General features: G+C 56.0%; 21 protein-coding genes and 1 pseudogene. 15 read left to right on the top strand and 7 right to left on the bottom strand.

Annotated elements, in window-relative coordinates; genetic code table 11:
* Positions 1-23 precede the first annotated feature (23 nt).
* From galS to WFO70_RS01695, 5 genes are all read left to right on the top strand, one after another.
* Positions 24-1,046 carry an HTH-type transcriptional regulator GalS gene (gene galS / locus WFO70_RS01675; protein WP_337014379.1) on the top strand — a complete coding sequence of 341 codons (1,023 nt, stop codon included), beginning with the start codon at positions 24-26 and terminating at the stop codon, positions 1,044-1,046.
* Positions 1,047-1,337: 291 nt separating this feature from the next.
* Positions 1,338-2,336, top strand: a complete 999-nt coding sequence (mglB, locus tag WFO70_RS01680; RefSeq protein ID WP_337014381.1) for a galactose/glucose ABC transporter substrate-binding protein MglB — start codon at positions 1,338-1,340, stop codon at positions 2,334-2,336.
* 71 nt (positions 2,337-2,407) lie between these two features.
* A complete protein-coding gene (mglA, locus tag WFO70_RS01685; protein WP_142486479.1) occupies positions 2,408-3,928 on the top strand; it encodes a galactose/methyl galactoside ABC transporter ATP-binding protein MglA in 1,521 nt (506 codons plus the stop codon).
* 15 nt (positions 3,929-3,943) lie between these two features.
* On the top strand, positions 3,944-4,954 hold the full coding sequence (gene mglC / locus WFO70_RS01690; RefSeq protein ID WP_333848850.1) for a galactose/methyl galactoside ABC transporter permease MglC: 1,011 nt from the start codon (positions 3,944-3,946) through the stop codon (positions 4,952-4,954).
* A gap of 517 nt (positions 4,955-5,471) precedes the next feature.
* Positions 5,472-5,843 carry a WYL domain-containing protein gene (locus WFO70_RS01695; RefSeq protein WP_337014385.1) on the top strand — a complete coding sequence of 124 codons (372 nt, stop codon included), beginning with the start codon at positions 5,472-5,474 and terminating at the stop codon, positions 5,841-5,843.
* Positions 5,844-6,149: 306 nt separating this feature from the next.
* Here the strand turns inward: WFO70_RS01695 and sanA are convergent, their stop codons facing one another.
* The 4 genes from sanA to WFO70_RS01715 form a co-directional block, all read right to left on the bottom strand.
* The gene (gene sanA, locus WFO70_RS01700) at positions 6,150-6,863 is read right to left on the bottom strand and encodes an outer membrane permeability protein SanA (protein WP_333848854.1); all 714 of its coding nucleotides are present in this window, start codon (positions 6,861-6,863) and stop codon (positions 6,150-6,152) included.
* A gap of 128 nt (positions 6,864-6,991) precedes the next feature.
* Positions 6,992-7,876 carry a cytidine deaminase gene (cdd, locus tag WFO70_RS01705; protein WP_337014388.1) on the bottom strand — a complete coding sequence of 295 codons (885 nt, stop codon included), beginning with the start codon at positions 7,874-7,876 and terminating at the stop codon, positions 6,992-6,994.
* Between the two features lie 128 nt (positions 7,877-8,004).
* Positions 8,005-8,700, bottom strand: coding sequence for a CidB/LrgB family autolysis modulator (locus WFO70_RS01710; protein ID WP_337014390.1), 696 nt, complete (start codon positions 8,698-8,700; stop codon positions 8,005-8,007).
* Entirely contained in the window at positions 8,697-9,095 is a 399-nt protein-coding gene (locus WFO70_RS01715) for a CidA/LrgA family protein (protein WP_337014391.1), read from the bottom strand. Before WFO70_RS01715 ends, WFO70_RS01710 begins: the two co-directional genes overlap by 4 nt.
* Positions 9,096-9,162: 67 nt before the next feature.
* Here WFO70_RS01715 and WFO70_RS01720 point away from each other — a divergent pair, with 67 nt between their 5' ends.
* From WFO70_RS01720 to WFO70_RS01755, 8 genes and pseudogenes are all read left to right on the top strand, one after another.
* Positions 9,163-9,330 (top strand): hypothetical protein, encoded by a 168-nt coding sequence (locus WFO70_RS01720; RefSeq protein WP_337014392.1) that lies wholly within the window; start codon positions 9,163-9,165, stop codon positions 9,328-9,330.
* A complete protein-coding gene (gene map, locus WFO70_RS01725; protein WP_337014394.1) occupies positions 9,311-10,090 on the top strand; it encodes a type I methionyl aminopeptidase in 780 nt (259 codons plus the stop codon). Before WFO70_RS01720 ends, map begins: the two co-directional genes overlap by 20 nt.
* 78 nt (positions 10,091-10,168) lie before the next feature.
* Positions 10,169-11,101 (top strand): tRNA dihydrouridine(16) synthase DusC, encoded by a 933-nt coding sequence (gene dusC, locus WFO70_RS01730; protein ID WP_337014396.1) that lies wholly within the window; start codon positions 10,169-10,171, stop codon positions 11,099-11,101.
* 157 nt (positions 11,102-11,258) lie between these two features.
* A complete protein-coding gene (gene licT / locus WFO70_RS01735; protein WP_337014398.1) occupies positions 11,259-12,092 on the top strand; it encodes a BglG family transcription antiterminator LicT in 834 nt (277 codons plus the stop codon).
* Between the two features lie 29 nt (positions 12,093-12,121).
* Positions 12,122-14,089 (top strand): annotated as a pseudogene (bglF, locus tag WFO70_RS01740) (PTS beta-glucoside transporter subunit IIABC).
* A 12-nt stretch (positions 14,090-14,101) separates the two neighbouring features.
* Positions 14,102-15,496 carry a glycoside hydrolase family 1 protein gene (locus tag WFO70_RS01745; RefSeq protein ID WP_337014400.1) on the top strand — a complete coding sequence of 465 codons (1,395 nt, stop codon included), beginning with the start codon at positions 14,102-14,104 and terminating at the stop codon, positions 15,494-15,496.
* 140 nt (positions 15,497-15,636) lie between these two features.
* Positions 15,637-17,055, top strand: coding sequence for a multidrug resistance outer membrane protein MdtQ (gene mdtQ, locus WFO70_RS01750; protein WP_337014402.1), 1,419 nt, complete (start codon positions 15,637-15,639; stop codon positions 17,053-17,055).
* 50 nt (positions 17,056-17,105) lie between these two features.
* On the top strand, positions 17,106-17,879 hold the full coding sequence (locus tag WFO70_RS01755; protein ID WP_337014404.1) for an SDR family oxidoreductase: 774 nt from the start codon (positions 17,106-17,108) through the stop codon (positions 17,877-17,879).
* Here the strand turns inward: WFO70_RS01755 and WFO70_RS01760 are convergent, their stop codons facing one another.
* Complete coding sequence (locus tag WFO70_RS01760; protein ID WP_337014406.1) at positions 17,880-18,440, bottom strand: DedA family protein; 561 nt, start codon at positions 18,438-18,440, stop codon at positions 17,880-17,882.
* A gap of 24 nt (positions 18,441-18,464) precedes the next feature.
* A complete protein-coding gene (locus tag WFO70_RS01765; protein WP_337014408.1) occupies positions 18,465-18,731 on the bottom strand; it encodes a hypothetical protein in 267 nt (88 codons plus the stop codon).
* Positions 18,732-18,881: 150 nt separating this feature from the next.
* Between WFO70_RS01765 and WFO70_RS01770 the strand changes: the two genes are divergently transcribed.
* Positions 18,882-19,469, top strand: a complete 588-nt coding sequence (locus tag WFO70_RS01770) for a Yip1 family protein (RefSeq protein ID WP_337014410.1) — start codon at positions 18,882-18,884, stop codon at positions 19,467-19,469.
* Between the two features lie 167 nt (positions 19,470-19,636).
* Entirely contained in the window at positions 19,637-20,557 is a 921-nt protein-coding gene (pbpG, locus tag WFO70_RS01775) for a D-alanyl-D-alanine endopeptidase (RefSeq protein ID WP_337014412.1), read from the top strand.
* A gap of 89 nt (positions 20,558-20,646) precedes the next feature.
* On the opposite strand, the gene WFO70_RS01780 is transcribed toward pbpG, so the two are convergent.
* Positions 20,647-21,201, bottom strand: coding sequence for a GNAT family N-acetyltransferase (locus WFO70_RS01780; RefSeq protein WP_337014414.1), 555 nt, complete (start codon positions 21,199-21,201; stop codon positions 20,647-20,649).
* Positions 21,202-21,213 lie beyond the last annotated feature (12 nt).

The following is a 21,213-nucleotide window of genomic DNA, read 5'->3' on the forward strand; positions in this document are numbered from 1 at the left end:
CAATCTAAATAAGGGTGGTGAATATGATCACCATTCGTGACGTCGCGCGTCAGGCGGGCGTTTCTGTCGCCACCGTTTCCCGGGTCCTCAACAACAGCGCGCTGGTCAGTCCGGAGACGCGCGAGAGCGTGATGAAAGCCGTCACCGCGCTGGGCTACCGGCCAAACGCTAACGCTCAGGCGCTGGCAACCCAGGTCAGCGACACCATCGGCGTGGTGGTGATGGACGTGTCGGATGCCTTCTTTGGTGCCCTGGTGAAAGCCGTAGACATGGTCGCCCAGGAGCACCAGAAAAACGTGCTGATCGGCAACAGCTATCACGAGGCGGAAAAAGAGCGTAACGCCATTGAGGTGCTGATTCGTCAGCGCTGTAACGCCCTGATCGTCCACTCAAAAGCCTTAAGCGATGAGGAGCTGTCGGCCCTGATGGAGCAGATCCCCGGCATGGTGCTGATCAACCGCATCGTGCCCGGCTATGCCCACCGCTGCGTCTGCCTTGATAACGTCAGCGGCGCGATGATGGCGACGCGGATGCTGGTGAATAACGGACATCAACGCATCGGCTATCTTGCTTCAAGCCACCGCATTGAAGATGACGAAATGCGGCGTGAAGGCTGGCAGAAAGCGTTACTGGAGCAGGGCATTACCGCCTCGGACAGCTGGATCGGCACCGGCGCGCCGGACATGCAGGGCGGGGAGGCGGCTATGGTGGAGCTGCTTGGCCGCAACCTGCAGCTGACCGCGGTCTTTGCCTATAACGACAGCATGGCCGCAGGCGCGCTGACGGCATTGAAGGACAACGGCATTGCGGTGCCACAGCATCTGTCATTGATTGGTTTCGATGATATTCCGATTGCCCGTTACACGGACCCGCAGCTGACCACGGTGCGCTACCCGATCGCCTCGATGGCCCGGCTGGCCACGGAGCTGGCGTTACAGGGTGCCGCAGGGAAGCTGGATATCTCCGCAACCCACTGTTTCATGCCGACTTTAGTGCGTCGCCATTCGGTTGCCATTCGGCAAATTGTGGCGCCGATCACTAACTAATAATCAGCGGTGATGTAACCGTTTTCAATTTGTGAGTAAATTCACAGTAAGTTAACAATGCGCTGTCTATGATGTCAGCGTTTTAGTGACTGAAACGCTATGTAACGGTGAATAATCACTTTCACTATAGCCAGGGCACGTTAAACATCCAAAAAAACGCATTCTGGAGCGTTACCGACCAAGGAAGATAGAAATTTTATAAGTGGACTTCGGCCGGCATTAACGTTTCCTTAACACTTGCCCGCCGATCGTTATTCACACGAACTACCCTGCATAAAAACCGGAGATATCATGAATAAGAAGGTGTTGACTCTGTCTGCTCTTATGGCAAGCATGCTTTTTGGTGCGACCGCTCACGCTGCAGATAGCCGTATTGGTGTGACTATCTATAAATACGACGACAACTTTATGTCTGTTGTGCGTAAGGCCATCGAAAAAGAGGGTAAATCAGCGCCAGACGTGCAGCTGCTGATGAATGACTCCCAGAATGACCAGTCAAAACAGAACGACCAGATTGACGTTCTGCTGGCAAAAGGCGTGAAAGCGCTGGCTATCAACCTGGTTGACCCGGCGGCTGCAGGCACCGTTATTGAGAAAGCGCGTGGTCAGAATGTGCCAATTGTCTTCTTCAACAAAGAACCTTCCCGTAAGGCGCTGGATAGCTACGACAAAGCCTTCTACGTGGGCACCGACTCTAAAGAATCCGGCATCATTCAGGGCGACCTGATTGCTAAACACTGGGCGGCTAACCCGAACTGGGATCTGAACAAAGACGGTCAGGTGCAGTTCGTTCTGCTGAAAGGCGAGCCAGGCCACCCGGATGCTGAAGCACGTACCACTTACGTGATCAAAGAGCTGAACGACAAGGGTCTGAAAACCCAGCAGCTGGCATTAGATACCGCCATGTGGGATACCGCCCAGGCGAAAGATAAGATGGACGCATGGCTGTCCGGCCCGAACGCTGACAAAATCGAAGTGGTTATCGCCAACAACGATGCGATGGCTATGGGTGCAGTAGAAGCCCTGAAAGCACACAACAAATCCTCTATTCCGGTATTTGGCGTGGATGCGCTGCCAGAAGCGCTGGCACTGGTTAAATCTGGCGCCATGGCCGGTACCGTTCTTAACGATGCCAACAACCAGGCAAAAGCCACCTTCGATCTGGCGAAAAACCTGGCAGAAGGCAAAGGCGCAGCTGACGGCACCAACTGGAAAATCGACAACAAAGTTGTTCGCGTACCTTACGTTGGCGTAGATCAGGAAAACCTGGCGCAGTTCACCGGTAAATAAGTTTTAGCATTCCACTGGGCGCAGTTTCTGCGCCCTTTTATCACGCGACGCGAGGCCGAGAAGGTATAATTATGGTCAGCACAACGACTCAGTCGTCCGGTGAATACTTGTTGGAAATGAGCGGTATCAACAAGTCTTTTCCCGGGGTTAAAGCACTGGATAATGTTAATTTAAAAGTACGGCCTCACTCCATTCACGCCTTAATGGGTGAAAATGGTGCGGGTAAATCAACATTATTGAAATGCTTATTTGGGATCTATCAAAAAGATTCTGGCAGCATTCTTTTTCAGGGGAAAGAGATCGATTTCCATTCTGCCAAAGAGGCACTGGAAAACGGTATTTCGATGGTTCACCAGGAACTTAACCTGGTTCTTCAACGTTCTGTTATGGACAATATGTGGCTGGGTCGTTATCCGACCAAAGGCGTATTTGTCGATCAGGACAAAATGTATCGTGATACCAAAGCGATTTTTGATGAACTGGATATTGATATCGATCCGCGTGCGCGCGTCGGTACGTTATCCGTTTCACAAATGCAGATGATTGAAATTGCCAAGGCCTTCTCCTATAACGCGAAAATCGTGATTATGGATGAGCCTACCTCTTCGTTAACGGAAAAAGAGGTGAATCACCTGTTCACCATTATCCGTAAGCTGAAGGATCGCGGCTGCGGCATCGTCTATATCTCGCACAAAATGGAAGAGATCTTCCAGCTGTGTGATGAGATCACGGTCCTGCGTGACGGCCAGTGGATCGCCACCCAGCCGCTGGAAGGGCTGGACATGGACAAGATCATCGCCATGATGGTCGGTCGCTCCCTGAACCAGCGTTTCCCGAATAAAGAGAACAAGCCGGGCGAAGTGATTCTGGAAGTGCGCAACCTGACGTCGCTGCGTCAGCCCTCCATCCGCGATATCTCCTTCGACCTGCATAAAGGCGAAATCCTTGGGATTGCCGGTCTGGTGGGGGCCAAGCGTACCGATATCGTGGAGACCCTGTTCGGGATCCGTGAGAAATCCGGCGGGACCATCACCCTGCACGGCAAAAAGATCAATAACCATAACGCCAACGAAGCCATTAACCATGGTTTTGCGCTGGTGACGGAAGAGCGTCGCTCGACCGGTATTTACGCTTACCTGGATATTAACTTTAACTCCTTAATTTCTAATATTCATAATTACAAAAACAAAATCGGTCTGTTGGATAATTCCCGCATGAAGAGCGATACCCAGTGGGTAATTGACTCGATGCGCGTAAAAACCCCAGGACACCGCACGCAAATTGGCTCGCTCTCCGGTGGTAACCAGCAAAAGGTTATTATTGGCCGCTGGTTATTAACTCAACCTGAAATTCTGATGCTGGATGAACCCACCCGCGGTATCGACGTTGGTGCAAAGTTTGAAATTTATCAGCTGATTGCTGAATTAGCCAAGAAAGATAAAGGGATTATTATTATTTCGTCCGAAATGCCGGAATTGTTAGGGATCACAGATCGTATTCTGGTCATGAGCAATGGTCTCGTTGCCGGAATTGTTGAAACCAAAACGACAACGCAAAACGAAATTTTGCGTCTTGCGTCTTTGCACCTTTAAGATCAGGGGCTCCTCATGAGTGCGTTAAATAAGAAAAGTTTTCTTACTTATCTGAAAGAAGGCGGTATTTACGTTGTTCTTTTAGTCTTGCTGGCCATTATTATTTTCCAGGATCCAACCTTCTTAAGTCTGCTGAACTTAAGTAACATTCTGACTCAGTCTTCGGTACGTATCATTATCGCGCTGGGCGTGGCGGGTCTGATTGTCACCCAGGGTACTGACCTGTCAGCCGGTCGTCAGGTCGGTCTGGCGGCAGTTGTCGCGGCAACGCTTTTGCAGTCGATGGAAAACGCCAACAAGGTGTTCCCGGAAATGGCGACCATGCCCATTATCCTGGTGGTCCTGATTGTCTGCGTTATCGGTGCGGTCATTGGTCTGATTAACGGCATCATCATCGCCTACCTGAACGTCACACCGTTCATCACTACCCTGGGCACGATGATCATCGTTTACGGTATCAACTCCCTGTACTACGACTTCGTGGGTGCCTCGCCGATTTCTGGTTTCGACAGCGGCTTCTCCACCTTTGCGCAGGGCTTTATCGCGCTGGGCAGCTTCCGTCTCTCTTACATCACCTTCTATGCCCTGATTGCGGTGGCCTTTGTCTGGGTGCTGTGGAACAAAACCCGCTTCGGTAAGAACATCTTCGCTATCGGCGGTAACCCGGAAGCGGCGAAAGTCTCCGGTGTTAACGTGGCGCTGAACCTGCTGGTGATCTATGCCCTGTCCGGCGTGTTCTACGCGTTCGGTGGTTTGCTGGAAGCAGGCCGTATCGGCTCAGCCACCAACAACCTCGGCTTTATGTATGAGCTGGATGCGATTGCCGCGTGCGTCGTGGGTGGCGTGTCGTTCAGCGGGGGTGTAGGTACCGTTCTGGGCGTGGTAACCGGTGTGATCATCTTCACCGTTATCAACTACGGCCTGACCTATATCGGCGTCAACCCGTACTGGCAGTACATCATCAAGGGCGCGATCATTATCTTCGCTGTTGCGCTCGACTCCCTGAAGTACGCGCGTAAGAAGTAATCATCCTATTGCAAAAAAAACCCGCTTATCATAAGCGGGTTTTTTTATGCTAGATAAATCTATGAGTATTTTTGATATCGGCCCACACCTTAACATCTGCTCTTTGGCATGTTTTCACCGATATTCATCCCAGCGAGCGTGAAGGCTAGCAAAAATATTAATGTCACTTATATTACTCATTAGCGAAGATAATAGAGGCTAATGTGTAGTATATCACGCATTAGTTATGGTTAGATTGCTTTCCAGTCCTGATAAAATTAACAAAAATTTTTATGATTTCAAATAGTCTATATTCATATCCTTTACGTCAGTTTAACTAATATGCATGCCACACCATTTAATATTAATTATATCTATTTGATTACGATCAACCGCACACAATGAAAATTCATCCATTCTGCCATTTTAAGATATGGGAATGCTATTTATGTGGCTGATGTTTTGCATTTTTCTAATTGTTATTATCTATTTATGTATCAAATTGACGCCCACCAGGCGTGAGCGGGAAGAAGCCAAAATGGCTAATTCTCGGGCAGAAGCTAGTAGACGCATTCTGGCTGCAGAGAAAAACCTGTACAAAGTTTTCCCTCAAAATAAAACAATCAAACCTCAGTCTGAACCAAGATCTTCTAAGAAAAAAGTCAAAGAAAAACTTTCGGTTAGAGATGCTGAGATCGAGATTTACTATGAAGACGCCAAAGGCGATATAACTCAACGCGAGATTCGAGTGATGACCTACATAGTTCGGACAGGAAGAATTACAGCGTGGTGCCATCTCAGAAACGGGTTGCGGACATTTTATATTGACAGAATAATTAGCGCTGTTGATATGAATACGGGTGAAATCATTAACGATATTGATTTATACCTCGCAGACCACATTGGCTAAAATAGCTGACTTGATAGCAGATACTGTCGTGAATGTCACTTTTCAGCTTGATAGTGCAAAACCCATCTTATTTACATCTAAGATGGGTTATTTCTATATATGTATTGAAAATGTTAAGTTTTGTTTAAATGTACTTTAGGCGGAAATACCTTAATACATACGCCATCATTATCTTCGTAGTTGAGTCAGATTGCCTAAGCATGCGTGCAATGCGGTTTTTTAAGCCCGGCGGCGCTGCGCTTGCACGGGCCTACGGTATTGCGGGTTTTGTAGGCCGGGTAAGGCGAAGCCGCCACCCGGCGGGGTTTATTTCTTCTTCTGCATTTCCAGCAGCTGCTCTGGCGTCACCGCCGGATAGCCTTGGGCGTCTTCCGGTACTTCCAGCATCGCCGGGATCGGCACCAGCGGGCCTAAGAAGCGGGGTTCGCGTTTGAAGACGTAGAGGTCGGCCAGCGCCCCCAGGCGGGCACCAAACTCGCGCACCCGGACGGTGAGCATGTCTTTCGGTGAGGGGACTGCATAGCACTGGGCCTGAATGCCCATATGCAGGGCGATAAACAGCGCGCGCTCGCAGTGGAAGCGCTGGGTGATGATGATGAAATCGTTGGTATCGAACACCTTACGGGTACGGACAATCGAATCGAGAGTTCGGAAACCGGCGTAGTCGAGCACGATATCTGCCGGATCCACGCCGGCGGCAATCAGGTCTTTACGCATGGTAACCGGTTCGTTATAGCTCTGCAGGGCGTTGTCGCCGCTCAGCAGCAGGTAGTTGACCTTGCCGCTGTTGTAGGCGTTGAGCGCCCCCTGAATGCGGTAACGGTAATACTGGTTGATCACCCCGGTGCGGTAGTACTTGGCGGTGCCGAGCACCACGCCCACCTGGCGGTAGGGCAGATCCTGAAGGTCATCAAAGATATAGGGAGCCGTTTTCCAGCTCATCCAGCGGTCGAGGCCCAGCGCAGTCAGCAGCACGATGGCGATCAGGGCAACCAGGCTGTAAAACATGCGCTTTAACATACAGATGACTCGTACCAAAGGTGAAATTTCACTCAGGCTACTTTACCCGTCTGGTAAGCGCAAGAAACGGCGGTTTAATTGGGGGGATTTTCATCAATTGTGCGGGCATTGCTGCCCGCATCAGAGACTTACGCCAGCAGCACGCGGTCGATGCTGGTACAGCCCAGCGCGCGCAGCGTGGCCGCGGTAGCGTCCCACTGGATCAGCGGAGCGTCGGCTTTTTCCGCCAGAATGGCGCGCTGGATATCCGGGTAGTCATAACCGTTGAGGCTGAGCAGGTTCAGTGCGCCCTGCAACGGCGGCAGCGTCGGGTTAAAGGCGGCGTTCTCGGCATAGCTGCCGGTGAAGATGCGGCCATCGCGACACTCCAGCGCCACCCCGCTTGGGGAGTTGCTGTACGGCGCGTGGGACTTGTTCGCAGCAAGGATAGCGGCCTGAGCCAGCGCGTCGCCGCTGACGGCGTAACCATGATCCTGCTCGTCCATCAGCAGGGATTTGATCTCCAGATCCTTCGGTCCGAAGGCGTCCGGCAGGTAATCCGCCAGAGTATGGGGATCGCGGCCCGGCAGGTTGATACGCAGCTGCAACCCGCTGTTAAGCTCGTTCATAAACTGACGACAGTGCCCGCACGGGGTGTAGTTCACGGTAATGGCCTGCAGGGATTTTTCACCGCGCAGCCAGGCGTGGCTGATGGCGCTCTGTTCCGCATGCACGGTCTGCTGCATGGTCGCCCCGAGAAACTCCATATTGCCGCCGAAGTACCAGGTGCCGCTCACGCCGCGCGCGATGGCACCCACGTTGAAATGGGACAGGTCGGCGCGGGCGCAGGCCGCCGCCAGTGGCAGAAGCGCAAAGGCCAGCGCGTCATCATCCAGATCGGTGGCACCTTTCAGTGCGGTGACCTGTTCAGCCGTCAGCAGGGCGGGGAAGTGTGCATCCGCCAGAACCGGAGCCAGGGCTGACTGCAAATTCTCTGCAAGCTGAGCGAAAGCTGATTGAAAACGTGGATGCATGGCGTTGCCTCATAAAGGTTAATGGATCGGTAGTGTACGGAGCCGTTAAGGCTTTATATGTGACTTAGATCTCATTATGTGTGCAACTTATGAAACTCAAATGAAAAATGCGCGACGCGTCGCAAATTTTAGCCCAACACCGCCAGAATAATCGGGAACAGGAACGGCGCTATCAACGAGGTCATGATCCCGCAGATCACCAGCGCCAGGGAGCTGAATGCCCCTTCCTGATAATCCAGCTCCGCGCAGCGGGCGGTACCCAGGGCGTGCGACGCGGTACCCATCGCCAGACCGCGGGCAGATTTGGTGCGAATGCGCATGGCGTTCAGCAGGGTATGGCCTAACACCGCCCCGAGAATACCGACATAAATGACGCACACGGCGCTGATAGCAGGAATGCCGCCAAGACTGCCCCCCACCGCCATTGCAATAGGGGTAGTCACCGATTTAGGTAAAATAGAGGCCGCAATTTCCGGGGTGGCCCCCATCAGCAGCGCCACCGAGGTGCCGGTGATCATTGCCACCACGCTACCCACCAGGCAGATGGTAATGATCGACTTCCAGCGGGCGCGGATCTGGTGCAGTTGCTCATATAAAGGGAAGGCCAGCGCCACCACCGCAGGCTGCAACAGATCGTTCAGCACCTTGCTGCCCTGGAAATATTTTGCGTAGGGAATGCCGGTCAGCAGCAGGAACGGAATAATCACCACCATCGCCACCAGCAGGGGGTTAAGCAGCGGGAACTTCAGGCGCACCGCCAGCTTGCGGGCGGCGAAGAATACCGCCACGCTGAGCGGCAGCGACCACCAGATATTGGCCATCATTTTTTCTGTCCTTTTTGCCCAACCAGGTTACGTTCCCCATGCGCCAGATGCGTGCTCCAGCTCACCACTAAAAATACCACCAGCGTACTGACGGTGCAGGAAACAAATATCGGACCAAACTGGGCGCTCAGCAGGTCGTAATACTGCATCACCCCCACCCCAATCGGCACGAACAGCAGCGCCATGTAGCGGATCAGCACCGAGCAGCCGGGCTTCACCCAGTTTGCCGGGAGGATTTGCAGCGCAAGCAGCACGAACAGGATCAGCATGCCAATAATGCTGCCGGGGATGGTGATGGGCAGCAGGGAGGCGAGAAAGATCCCCGCATACAGGCAGGCATAAATAAGGATGAAGGCGCGAAGGTATTGCCAGACAACGATCAGTGATTTCTTCATGGTGAAAGTCCTTAGTGGAACGCATTCATCATACAATTAAAACTGGAAACGTGCTACGGATCACATCATGACTTTTGAGCATACCAGACATTACTTTCTGGAACCCTGGGCATTTCCCCAAACCAGAAGAGACAATGCGGCGCTGACAGGATACGATCAACAGCTCAAGCTGGTGCTGTTGCAATCCGGCTTCGCCCCTTTACTGGAGATGAACAATGCCCTCAATTCTCATTAAAACCGCCGATGAGCTCGCCCGTCAGCGCCACGCGGGCGAACTGCTGGCCTCGGTGTTTACCATGCTGGACGAATTTATTAAGCCTGGCGTATCAACCATGGAGATCAATAATCGCGCAGAGGCGTTTATTGTCGACCAGCTAAAGTCTCGCCCGGCCAGCAAAGGGCAGTATGATTACCCTTACGTGCTGAACACCTCGGTGAACGACGTGGTCTGCCACGGGATCCCTAAGGAGTCGGAACACCTTAAGTCGGGTGCCATCGTTAACGTCGACATTACCCTCGAGAACGCGGGCATGATCGCCGACTCCAGTAAAATGTATCTTATTGGTGAGGTTTCGCCTCTGGCCCGCCGGCTGGTCAAAGCGACCTACGAGGGGATGTGGAAGGGGATTAAGGCCGTAAAACCGGGCGCGACGCTGGGGGATATCGGCCACGCCATTCAGTCATACGTTGAGAGCCAGGGCTACAGCGTCGTACGCGAGTATTGCGGCCACGGCATTGGCAAAGAGATGCACGAAGAGCCGCAGATCCTGCACTACGGCAAACCCGGCGAAGGCCCGGTGTTGCAGGAAGGGATGGTCTTTACCATCGAACCGATGATCAACCAGGGCGACAGCCGCATTAAAACGAAGAAGGACGGCTGGACGGTGGTCACCCGGGACAAAAAGCTCTCTGCACAGTGGGAACATACCGTCGCCGTGACGGCGGACGGGTTTGAGGTGCTGACCCTGCGCCCGGAAGAGACCCTCCCCGATTAAGACCCTAACCTACCCCTGACGCTTCCCACCTTTGGCGGGAGCGGCTACTATAGCGCGTCTTTTTTTACGGGTACTGATATGCGTGTATTACTGGCACCGATGGAAGGCGTGCTCGATTCGCTGGTGCGTGAGCTGCTGACCGACGTTAACGATTATGACCACTGCATCACCGAGTTCCTGCGGGTGGTGGATATGTTGTTGCCGGTAAAGTCGTTTTACAGGCTCTGCCCGGAGCTGCATCACCAGAGCCGCACCCCCTCCGGCACTCTGGTGCGGGTGCAACTGCTGGGGCAATATCCCGAGTGGCTGGCGGAAAACGCCGCCCGCGCCGTCGAGCTGGGCTCGTGGGGCGTGGATCTGAACTGCGGCTGCCCATCGAAAATGGTCAACGGCAGCGGCGGCGGGGCCACGCTGCTTAAAGATCCCGAGCTGATCTACCGCGGCGCGAAAGCGATGCGCGAGGCGGTGCCCTCCCATCTGCCGGTCACGGTGAAGGTGCGCCTGGGCTGGGACAGCGGCGACAGGCAGTTTGAAATTGCCGATGCGGTCCAGCAGGCGGGTGCCAGCGAGCTGGTGGTTCATGGCCGCACCAAAGAAGATGGCTACAAAGCCGAGCGCATTAACTGGCAGGCCATCGGCCAGATCCGCCAGCGGCTGACCATTCCGGTGGTGGCGAATGGCGAAATCTGGGATCGCGAAAGCGCGCTGGCCTGTATGAAGGAGACCGGCTGCGATTCAGTGATGATTGGGCGCGGGGCGCTGAACGTGCCAAACCTCAGTCGGGTGATCAAATACAACGAGCCGCGCATGCCCTGGCCGGAGGTGGTGACGCTGCTGAAGAAGTACACCCGCCTCGAAAAGCAGGGCGACACCGGCCTGTATCACGTGGCGCGCATCAAGCAGTGGCTGAGCTACCTGCGTAAAGAGTACGACGACGCCCTGGACCTGTTTCAGGAGATCCGCGCCCTGCAATCCTCGGCGGAGATCGCCCGGGTCATTCAGGCGAAATAGGCCAGATTCGATCTGCGTCACGTTTTTCAGCGGGGCGCATTGTGGCGTCGAACGAAACTGGTAAAGTGCGCTAACTGGATTGTTACTGCTGCGGCAGGCAAAACCTGATTTTCTGGCATCTGCCGGAGGTCAGGTTTTTTTGTTTCTGGGGCATGGAATGAAAATCGCCAAAATACTGAATAACAATGTGGTGGTTGTTCTGGATGAGCAGGGGCGCGAGCAGGTGGTGATGGGCCGTGGGCTGGCCTTTCAGAAGAGCCCTGGCGACCTGGTCCTGAAAGAGAACATCGAGAAGGTGTTTGCCCTGCAAAGTGACGAGCTGGTGCAGCGGCTGGGGGAGTTACTCAGCCAGATCCCGCTGGAAGTGATGACCACCTGCGACCGCATTATCGGACTGGCGGCGCAGCGGCTGGGGAAACTGCAGGAGAGTTTGTACATCACCTTAACCGACCACTGCTACTTTGCGATTGAGCGGCAGAAGAAGGGGCTGGCGATCAAAAACGTGCTGCTGTGGGACATTAAGCGGCTCTACCCGAAAGAGTTTGAGCTGGGCCAGCAGGCCCGGGCCATCATCGCTAAACGACTGGAGGTAGAGCTGGGCGAAGATGAAGCCGGGTTTATCGCGCTGCATCTGGTCACCGCCCAGCTGCACAGCGAGATGCCCGAGGTGATGCACGTCACCCGGGTGATGCAGGAGATTTTGCAGCTGGTGAAGTACAGCTTTCAGCTGGAGTATGACGAGGAGTCGCTAAGCTATCAGCGCTTCGTCACCCACCTGAAGTTCTTTGCCCAGCGGATGCTGACCCGCACCGTGGTGGAAGACGATGATGTCTCCCTGCACACGGCGGTAAAAGATAACTACGCCAAAGCGTGGAGATGCGCGGAGAAAATCGCGCAGCATCTGCAAACGCGTTATCAGCGCGAGCTGACCACTGAAGAAATTATGTTTCTCACCATTCATATTGAGCGCGTGAGAAAAGAGGGGCGCTAGGCCTCCCACAAACGGATTGTTACTGCACTGTGCAGGCAAAACCTGAGCGCGGCTCCCGAAAGGGCGTCGTTCTCGGGTTTTTTTATTTTTACGACTCAGTCAAACCCTGCCTGCGGGCAGTGAGGAAGGAAACAGAGATGGAATATCAGGCACTGGCGAAGGATATTCTCAGCCACATCGGCGGCAAAGAGAACATAGTCAGTCTGGTGCATTGCGCCACCCGACTGCGTTTTAAACTCAAAGAGAATCAAAAAGCGGACGCCGAAGGGCTGAAGAAAAACCCGGGCGTGATTATGGTGGTGGAAAGCGGCGGCCAGTTCCAGGTGGTGATTGGCAACCATGTGAACGATGTGTGGCGCGCGGTACGCAGCGAAGCCGGGCTGAGCGACGATACGCCGGTTGTGCAGGAGGGCGGAGACCAGGGCAGTCTGTTTGGCCGCCTGATCGACATCGTTTCTGGCATTTTTACGCCGTTTATTAGCATCCTGGCAGCCTCCGGTATTCTGAAGGGGCTACTGGCGCTGGCCGTCGTCTGCGGCTGGCTGACCCCCGACAGCGGCACGTACAAAATCTGGTTCGCGGCCAGCGATGCGCTGTTCTTCTTCTTCCCGCTGGTGCTGGGCTATACCGCCGGAAAAAAATTTGGCGGCAACCCGTTTATCACCATGGTGATTGGCGGCGCGCTGGTTCATCCGGTGATGATTCAGGCATTTGATGCCAGTCAGCAGGCCGGGGCGGCGGCAGAAACCTTCCTCGGGCTGCCGGTGACCTGGTTTAACTACAGCTCATCGGTCATTCCGATCATCCTCGCCGCCTGGGTCAGCTGCTGGCTGGAGAAACAGAGCGCCAGCCGCCTGCCATCCTCGATGAAAAACTTTTTCACCCCGTTGATCTGTCTGGCGGTGACCGTGCCGCTCACCTTCCTGATCATCGGTCCGGTCGCCACCTGGCTAAGCCAGCTGCTTGCCAACGGCTACCAGTGGATTTACGTGCTCGCCCCGTGGCTGGCGGGGGCTGCCATGGGGGCCTTGTGGCAGGTGTGCGTGATCTTTGGCCTGCACTGGGGGCTGGTGCCCCTGATGATCAACAATCTGGCGGTGCTGGGCCATGACTCAATGCTGCCGATGCTGCTCCCTGCGGTCTTTGGTCAGGTGGGTGCCGCGCTGGGGATCTTCCTGCGCACCCGCGATGCCCGCCAGAAGATGCTGGCGGGCTCCTCTGTGACGGCGGGGATCTTCGGCATCACTGAGCCTGCGGTGTATGGCGTTAACCTGCCGCTGCGCCGTCCGTTTATCTTTGGCTGCGTGGCGGGGGCGATTGGCGGGGCGATTGTCGGCTTCAGCAATACTCACGTTTACTCCTTTGGCTTCGCCAACATCTTCACCGTCGCGCAGATGATCCCGCCGGGCGGCGTGGATGCCACGTTATGGGGCGGCCTCCTCGGCACCCTGGTGGCGCTGGTGATCAGCTGCGGCCTGACGCTGGTGGCCGGTATGCCAGGGCGTGCGACCGCGGCAACGCCGGTGGCGGCGACCGCGGGTGAAAACGATGTCCTGTCACCCATGAGCGGAACCGTTATGGCACTGGAGCAGGTGCCGGATGCCACCTTCGCCAGCGGCCTGCTCGGTCAGGGCACGGCGATTATTCCTGCGGATAACAAAGTGATAGCCCCCTTTGCCGGGGAAGTGGCCTCGATCTTCGCCACCAAACATGCCATCGGCCTGCTCAGCGACAGCGGCATCGAAGTGCTGATCCACGTTGGGATCGACACCGTGAAGCTCGACGGCAAGCCGTTTACCGCCCACGTGAAGGTGGGGGACAAAGTTCAGCCGGGGGATCTGCTGCTGGAGTTCGATCGCCAGGCGATCCTCGATGCCGGATACGATCTGGCGACCCCGATTATTATCAGCAATAGCGACGACTACCGTCATGTGGCGACCCTGGCGGCGTCCGCCGTCCAGGCCGGCGCGCCGTTGCTTTGCGTCAGCCATCAATAACAGGAGAACCGAATGAAAACTTTCCCGGACGATTTCTTATGGGGCGGCGCGGTTGCCGCGAATCAGGTAGAAGGCGCTTACCTGGACGATGGCAAAGGCTTGTCCACCTCTGACGTGCAGCCGCAGGGGGTGTTTGGCCCGGTGGTGGAGCGCGTGGCGGGCGACAGCGGTATTAAAGATGTGGCGATCGATTTCTATCATCGCTACCCGGAGGACATCAAGCTGTTCGCCGAGATGGGCTTCAGCTGCCTGCGCGTCTCCATTGCCTGGACGCGCATCTTTCCGAACGGTGATGAACAGCAGCCGAACGAGGCCGGTCTGGCCTTCTACGACAGGCTGTTTGACGAGCTGGCGGCGCACAACATCACCCCGCTGGTGACCCTCTCACACTACGAGATGCCGTGGGGGCTGGTGAAGCAGTACGGCGGCTGGGGCAGCCGTCAGGTGATTGGCTTCTTCGAGCGCTATGCCCGCACCGTCTTTACCCGCTATCAGCACAAGGTGAAGCTGTGGCTCACCTTCAACGAGATCAACATGTCCCTGCACGCGCCGATGACCGGCGTCGGCCTGCCGGAAACCAGCAGCAAGGCAGAGGTCTATCAGGCGATCCACCATCAGCTGGTGGCGAGCGCCCTGGCGGTGAAAGCCTGCCACGAGATCGTTGCGGAGGCGAAAATCGGCAACATGCTGCTGGGTGGCCTGGTCTACCCACTGACCTGCAAGCCGGACGACGTGCTGGAAGCCCTGCAGGAGAACCGCGCCTGGCAGTTCTTCGGCGATGTGCAGTGCCGCGGGGCGTACCCGGGCTATATGCTGCGCTTCTTCCGCGATAACGGCATTCAGCTTGAGATCACCGATGCCGATCGCGAGGCGCTGAAATCGACCATCGACTTTATCTCCTTCAGCTACTACATGACCGGCTGCGTCACCACCGACGAAGCGCTGAACCAGCAGGCGCGCGGCAACATCCTGAGCATGGTGCCTAACCCGCATCTCGCCAGCTCGGAGTGGGGCTGGCAGATCGACCCGGTGGGCCTGCGCACCCTGCTGAACGTGCTCTGGGATCGCTATCAGAAGCCGCTGTTTATCGTTGAGAACGGGCTGGGGGCGAAGGACAAGCCGGACGCCGACGGCGTGGTGCAGGATGATTACCGCATCAGCTACCTCAACGACCACCTGGTGCAGGTGCGCGAGGCGATTGATGACGGCGTGGAGGTGATGGGCTACACCAGCTGGGGGCCGATCGATCTGGTGAGCGCCTCTAAGGCGGAGCTGTCTAAACGCTACGGCTTTATCTATGTCGATCGCGATGACAGCGGGGCAGGCACCCTGGCGCGCAGTCGTAAGAAGAGTTTTTACTGGTATCAGAAGGTGATTGCTACCAGAGGCGCTTCGCTGAAAGCCTGATGACCGCAGGGGCGCCCGGCAACACGGGCGCCTTTTCTGTCTGTGTAAAGGTATGACAAATTGTGCATTGCCACCGATTCCTAAAAAAATAGAGCGCAGCGGGCGTATTTTGCAGCCTTCTTTTTAATGTGAATAACACGATGAAACCTTCACGTTTTTACTGCCTCTGCCTGCCTGTTTCCCTTTTACTGGTTGCCTGTGCACCTCAACACGACACGGCGGCATCGCTGAATCAACAGATCCCCGCAGCAAAAATAGAGACCGGGCTGGCGTCCGGCCAGTGGCCAAAAAATGCCTGGTGGGAGGATTTCCACGATCCGCAGCTGACGGCCCTGATCGTCAAAGCGCAGGCCGACGCCCCGGATATGCAAATTGCCCGCCAGCGAATTGCCCTCGCTGAGGCGCAGGCCAAAATGGCGATGGCCGCAGACGGGCCCGAAGTGAATTTTTCAGCCGATGCTGAACGGCAGAAAATGTCCGCCGAAGGGCTGATGGGGCCCTTTGCCATCACCGATCCGGCGGCGGGCACCACCGGCCCCTGGTACACCAACGGCACCTTTGGCCTGACCGCCGGCTGGGATCTGGATTTGTGGGGTAAAAACCGCGCCCAGGTGGAGGCCCGCATCGGTAAGGTCAACGCCCAACAGGCGGAGCTGCAGCAGACCCGCCAGCTGCTGGCCAGCAGCGTGGCGCGCCTGTACTGGGAGTGGCAGACGCAGGCGGCCATGGGAAATGTGTTACACGCCATCAAACAGGAGCAGGAGGCGATAATCGGGACGGACCGTGAGCTGTATCAGCACGGGATCACCTCGTCGGTTGAAGGGGTCGAAACCGATATCAATGCCAGTAAAACCGAAGAGCGGCTGGCGGAGGTAAACGGCACCATGAAAGCCATTACGGCCCGTCTGGAAGCCCTGACCAATACCCCGTCGATAACTCTCAAACCGCACGCCTTACCTGCCGTTGAGACAAAACTGCCTTCCTCGCTGGGTTATGACCTGCTGGCCCGCCGTCCCGATCTGCAGGAGGCGCACTGGTATATCGAGGCGTCAATGAGTGAAGTGGAGGCGGCGAAAGCGGCGTTCTATCCCGATGTGAATCTGATGGCTTTTCTGCAACAGGATGCGCTGCACTTAAGCGATCTGTTCCGCTCTTCGGCGCAGCAGATGGGCGTTACCGCCGGTCTGACCCTGCCGATTTTTGACAGCGGACGCCTGAATGCGAACCTTGATATCGCCCAGGCGCAAAGCAACCTGTCGGTGGCTAACTACAACAAAGCGGTGGTGGAGGCGGTGAATCAGGTTGCCCACTGTGCAAGCGACGTTGAAACGCTGATGGCGAAAAACCATCATCAGCAGCAGGTTGAGGCCGATGCCGCGCGCGTTGTCGCCCTGGCGCAGGCGCGTTTCCACGCCGGGATCGTGGCGGGTTCACGCGTCAGCGAGGCCAGAATACCGGCCCTGCAGGAACGGCTCGCCGGACTCACACTCCAGGGACAGTACATTGACGCCTCCCTGCAGCTTACCTCCGCGCTCGGTGGCGGCTATCAGCACGGGTAGAAAACGAGAATTATCTATACTTACCTCTTTGCAGTTTTCTGGAGGTGAGTATGGGTTCAACCAATCGTGTGGCTATTGTGACAGCATCGGATTCGGGGATCGGCAAAACCACGGCTCTGATGCTGGCGGAGCGTGGGTTTGATATTGGCGTGACCTGGCATTCGGATGAGGAAGGGGCGTTAAAAACCTGCCGCGAGATCGAAGCGCGCGGGCAGCGGGCAGAGGCTATTCAGCTGGATCTCAGCCAGCTCCCGGAGGGGGCATCGGCAATAGAGAAGCTGATTGAACGCTTCGGGCGTATCGACGTGCTGGTTAACAACGCCGGGGCGATGGTCAAAGCCTCGTTCCTTGAGATGGAGTACGACCAGTGGCGCTCCATTTTCAGCGTCGATGTGGATGGCGCATTTCTCTGCTCGCAAATTGCCGCCCGGCAGATGGTCAAGCAGGGGGAGGGCGGACGCATCGTCAATATCACCTCGGTGCATGAGCATACCCCGCTGCCGGAGGCCAGCGCCTACACCTCGGCCAAGCATGCCCTCGGGGGCCTGACCAAGTCGATGGCGATGGAGCTGGTGCATCACAATATTCTGGTTAACGCCGTCGCGCCCGGGGCCATCGCCACGCCGATGAACGATATGGACGACAGCGAAGTGAAGCCGGGATCCATGCCGAATATCCCGCTGGCCAGGCCGGGACACACCAAAGAGATCGCCAGCCTGGTGGCCTGGCTGTGCGACAGCGACGCCAGCTATGCCACCGGACAATCCTTTATCGTCGACGGTGGCTTTATGCTCGGCAATCCACAGTTCAAACCCGCAGAGTAGTTAACTGCGATCCCGGCGTTTCAGCCACCAGCGTATCGCGAGGACCAGCACCACCACCAGGATCAGCCAGATCCAGTGGCGCAGGTGCTGGTTGAGCGAATGCAGCCATGGCTCCAGCACTTCACCCCCGACGTAACCTAAGGTGGTGAAGATCAGCGCCCAGGCGATAGCGCCGATAATATTCAGCGGCAGGAAAATTTTCGGCGGCAGGCGGCTGGCACCGATCAGCAGCGGGCCGATGATGCGGAAACCGTACATAAAGCGGGTGCCGATAACGAACAGGTAGGGGTGACGCTGGATCAGCTGCTGGGCGCGGTCGATTTTCTTCTGATGGCGAGCAAAACGGCGCAGGATCGTTGGACCAAAACGCACGCCAGCCAGGTAGAGCAGCTGGTCACCGATCATGCCCCCCAGCGCCACGGCGGCCACCACCAGCGGAAAACGGAGTAATCCCTGATGCGCCGCCACGCCCCCCAGCAGGGTAATGGTTTCGCCTTCCGCTATGCTGCCAATGACCAACGCGGCATAGCCATACTGTGCAATGAGAGTATTGATATCCATGAGGTAAGCGTAGCGCAGGAAACGCTAGTTGCCGAACAGATACCCCACAACCAGCATAATAATGAACACTGCCGCGACAAAGGCAGGCCAGGTCATAAAGGCACGTTCCGTAAGGATTTCTTCTTTTTTGATATCGGCCAGACGGGCCAGGGCATGGTGGCCGTCAGGGGCAATAATCTCTTCAAACAGCTTGTCATAGCCCTGCTCAAGCAACAATCTGGCCCCCTGCACGTCGCGCTTCTCAAGCGCAGTGGTTTTATTGCCTTTTTTGAAAAAAATGAATTCCGGCATCAGCGACTCCTTTCTGTAAGACCCTGTTTAACAGGGATTAACATACCAGAATCTCAACCCATCAGCGGCATTTTTATACTGTACAAAAAATAATCTCAGCCCTGCATTATACTTGAGTTATCGCTAGCGGGCCGACAACAAGGGGGCGTTATGAACCATGTCTGGGGACTCTTTTCCCATCCCGATCGTGAAATGCACGTTATCAGAGGCGAAAACGAAACGGTCAGTCATCACTATACGCACCACGTGTTGCTGATGGCCGCCGTGCCGGTGATTTGCGCGTTTATTGGGACCACGCAAATTGGCTGGGATTTTGACGACGGCAACGTTGTGAAGCTCTCATGGATGACCGGTCTGGCACTGGCCGTGGTGTTTTACGCGCTGATGCTGGCGGGGGTGGCGGCAATGGGGCGGGTGATTTACTGGATGGCGCGTAAATATCCGCAGCGCCCTTCGCTGACGCACTGCATGGTGTTCGGCGGTTACGTGGCGACGCCGCTGTTCCTGAGCGGAATTGTGGCGCTCTATCCGATAGTCTGGCTGTGTGCGCTGGTGGGGACGCTGGCGCTCTGTTACACCGGCTATCTGCTCTATATCGGCATTCCAACCTTCCTGAGTATCAATAAAGAAGAGGGCCGCAGCTTCTCCGGTTCGACGCTCGCCATCGGCGTGCTGTTGCTGGAGGTGCTGCTGGCGCTGACAGTTATTCTTTGGGGTTATGGATACCGTCTCTTCTGAGGTCACTGCATTGCTGGCGTAAATGCCAGCAATGCAGCATCTGTTCATGATTATCTACTGGCAGCAGGGCATCCGGACGGCTATGATGCCTAAGCCAGCCCGCGTTCGCGCCATGACCCGGGCGGTGTACGTTATTACGTGCATGAATAATTATCAGAAATCTCACCATGCTGAAATTCCGCGTTTCTTTACTGAGTCTTGCGCTGTTGCTGGCTGTGCCAGTGGCGACCCCGGCGATCTCCAAACCTGCCGCTGCGGCTACGGCGGCCCAGCCGGAGATTGCCTCCGGCAGCGCCATGATCGTCGATCTGAATACCAACAAAGTGATCTACTCCAGCCACCCGAATCTGGTGCGCCCGATCGCTTCGATTACCAAATTAATGACCGCGATGGTGGTGCTGGATGCACGACTGCCGCTGGATGAAAAACTGCGCGTGGATATCAGCCATACGCCGGAGATGAAAGGGATCTACTCCCGCGTGCGCCTGAACAGTGAAATCAGCCGCAAAAATATGCTGCTGCTGGCGCTGATGTCCTCTGAGAATCGCGCTGCGGCAAGCCTGGCGCACCACTATCCAGGCGGCTATGACGCGTTTATCCGGGCGATGAATGCCAAAGCGAAGGCATTGGGAATGGTTCAGACGCGCTTTGTGGAGCCCACCGGCCTGTCGATTCATAACGTCTCGACGGCGCAGGATCTGACGAGGCTGCTGATTGCCACTAAGCAGTATCCGCTGCTCGGCCAGCTCAGCACCACCCGCGAAGAGATGGCGACCTTCTCGAACCCGGCGTATACCCTGCCGTTTCGTAACACCAACCATCTGGTCTACCGCGATAACTGGAATATCCAGCTGACCAAAACCGGCTTTACCAACGCCGCGGGCCACTGCCTGGTGATGCGCACGGTGATTAATGGCAAGCCGGTCGCGCTGGTGGTGATGGATGCCTTTGGCAAATATACCCACTTTGCCGATGCCAGCCGTCTGCGTACATGGATTGAAACCGGGAAGGCGCAGCCGGTGCCGGCCGCGGCCCTGAGCTATAAAAAGCAAAAAGCCGCCCAGATGGCGACCGCGCAAAACGATTGAGTTTTTATTAATCGCCCGGCGGCGCTTCGCTTGCACGGGCCTACGGTTTTGTAGGCCGGGTAAGCGCAGCGCCACCCGGCAATACCGCTTTACTCAGGTGGCGTCCAGTCACCGTCGTTGAGGGGGCGCTGCAAAATCAGCGTATCGCGCCAGTCCCCTTTCTTGTATCCCACGCTTCTCAGCTGTCCCGCCACTTCGAATCCGTGCTTTTTATGCAGGCGTAACGAACTGGCATTGTTTGGCCCGTCTCCGACGATAGCGATCATCTGCCGCCACGGCCCCTCTTCGCTGCGGGCAATCAGGGCGCTCAGCAGCGCGCTGCCAAAGCCGCGTCCGGGCGTGCTGGCCTCCACGTAAATCGACTCTTCAATGGTGTAACGGTACCCGGGGCGGGGACGATAGTGAGTGGCGTAACAGTAGCCCACGACAATCCCCCGATAGAGCGCCACCAGCCACGGCAAACCCTGGCTGGTCACCGCGTTCATACGCTGGCGCATTTCGTCTACGGTAGGGGGAACCTCTTCAAAGGATGCGCGCCCGTTAAGGACGTGCCAGGCGTAGATGCCCGCAATAGCATGCGCGTCCTCCGCCTCAGCATCGCGAACCTGAACGTCAGTTTCGGAGAAAGTTTCAACAGCCGACATAATATGTCCGCT

The organism is Leclercia sp. AS011, from assembly GCF_037152535.1.
Classification (GTDB): Bacteria; Pseudomonadota; Gammaproteobacteria; order Enterobacterales; family Enterobacteriaceae; genus Enterobacter.

Excerpts from the sequence above, each read along its gene's own strand:
- dusC (WP_337014396.1), top strand. The coding sequence starts at position 10,169 with ATGCGTGTATTACTGGCACCGATGGAAGGCGTGCTCGATTCGCTGGTG.
- WFO70_RS01745 (WP_337014400.1), top strand. The coding sequence starts at position 14,102 with ATGAAAACTTTCCCGGACGATTTCTTATGGGGCGGCGCGGTTGCCGCG.
- WFO70_RS01780 (WP_337014414.1), bottom strand. The coding sequence starts at position 21,201 with ATGTCGGCTGTTGAAACTTTCTCCGAAACTGACGTTCAGGTTCGCGAT.
- mglA (WP_142486479.1), top strand. The coding sequence starts at position 2,408 with ATGGTCAGCACAACGACTCAGTCGTCCGGTGAATACTTGTTGGAAATG.
- cdd (WP_337014388.1), bottom strand. The coding sequence starts at position 7,876 with ATGCATCCACGTTTTCAATCAGCTTTCGCTCAGCTTGCAGAGAATTTG.
- WFO70_RS01765 (WP_337014408.1), bottom strand. The coding sequence starts at position 18,731 with ATGCCGGAATTCATTTTTTTCAAAAAAGGCAATAAAACCACTGCGCTT.
- mglC (WP_333848850.1), top strand. The coding sequence starts at position 3,944 with ATGAGTGCGTTAAATAAGAAAAGTTTTCTTACTTATCTGAAAGAAGGC.
- WFO70_RS01770 (WP_337014410.1), top strand. The coding sequence starts at position 18,882 with ATGAACCATGTCTGGGGACTCTTTTCCCATCCCGATCGTGAAATGCAC.
- sanA (WP_333848854.1), bottom strand. The coding sequence starts at position 6,863 with ATGTTAAAGCGCATGTTTTACAGCCTGGTTGCCCTGATCGCCATCGTG.
- mglB (WP_337014381.1), top strand. The coding sequence starts at position 1,338 with ATGAATAAGAAGGTGTTGACTCTGTCTGCTCTTATGGCAAGCATGCTT.
- WFO70_RS01715 (WP_337014391.1), bottom strand. The coding sequence starts at position 9,095 with ATGAAGAAATCACTGATCGTTGTCTGGCAATACCTTCGCGCCTTCATC.
- pbpG (WP_337014412.1), top strand. The coding sequence starts at position 19,637 with ATGCTGAAATTCCGCGTTTCTTTACTGAGTCTTGCGCTGTTGCTGGCT.
- WFO70_RS01755 (WP_337014404.1), top strand. The coding sequence starts at position 17,106 with ATGGGTTCAACCAATCGTGTGGCTATTGTGACAGCATCGGATTCGGGG.
- galS (WP_337014379.1), top strand. The coding sequence starts at position 24 with ATGATCACCATTCGTGACGTCGCGCGTCAGGCGGGCGTTTCTGTCGCC.
- licT (WP_337014398.1), top strand. The coding sequence starts at position 11,259 with ATGAAAATCGCCAAAATACTGAATAACAATGTGGTGGTTGTTCTGGAT.
- WFO70_RS01760 (WP_337014406.1), bottom strand. The coding sequence starts at position 18,440 with ATGGATATCAATACTCTCATTGCACAGTATGGCTATGCCGCGTTGGTC.
- WFO70_RS01710 (WP_337014390.1), bottom strand. The coding sequence starts at position 8,700 with ATGATGGCCAATATCTGGTGGTCGCTGCCGCTCAGCGTGGCGGTATTC.
- WFO70_RS01720 (WP_337014392.1), top strand. The coding sequence starts at position 9,163 with ATGACTTTTGAGCATACCAGACATTACTTTCTGGAACCCTGGGCATTT.
- WFO70_RS01695 (WP_337014385.1), top strand. The coding sequence starts at position 5,472 with ATGGCTAATTCTCGGGCAGAAGCTAGTAGACGCATTCTGGCTGCAGAG.
- map (WP_337014394.1), top strand. The coding sequence starts at position 9,311 with ATGCCCTCAATTCTCATTAAAACCGCCGATGAGCTCGCCCGTCAGCGC.
- mdtQ (WP_337014402.1), top strand. The coding sequence starts at position 15,637 with ATGAAACCTTCACGTTTTTACTGCCTCTGCCTGCCTGTTTCCCTTTTA.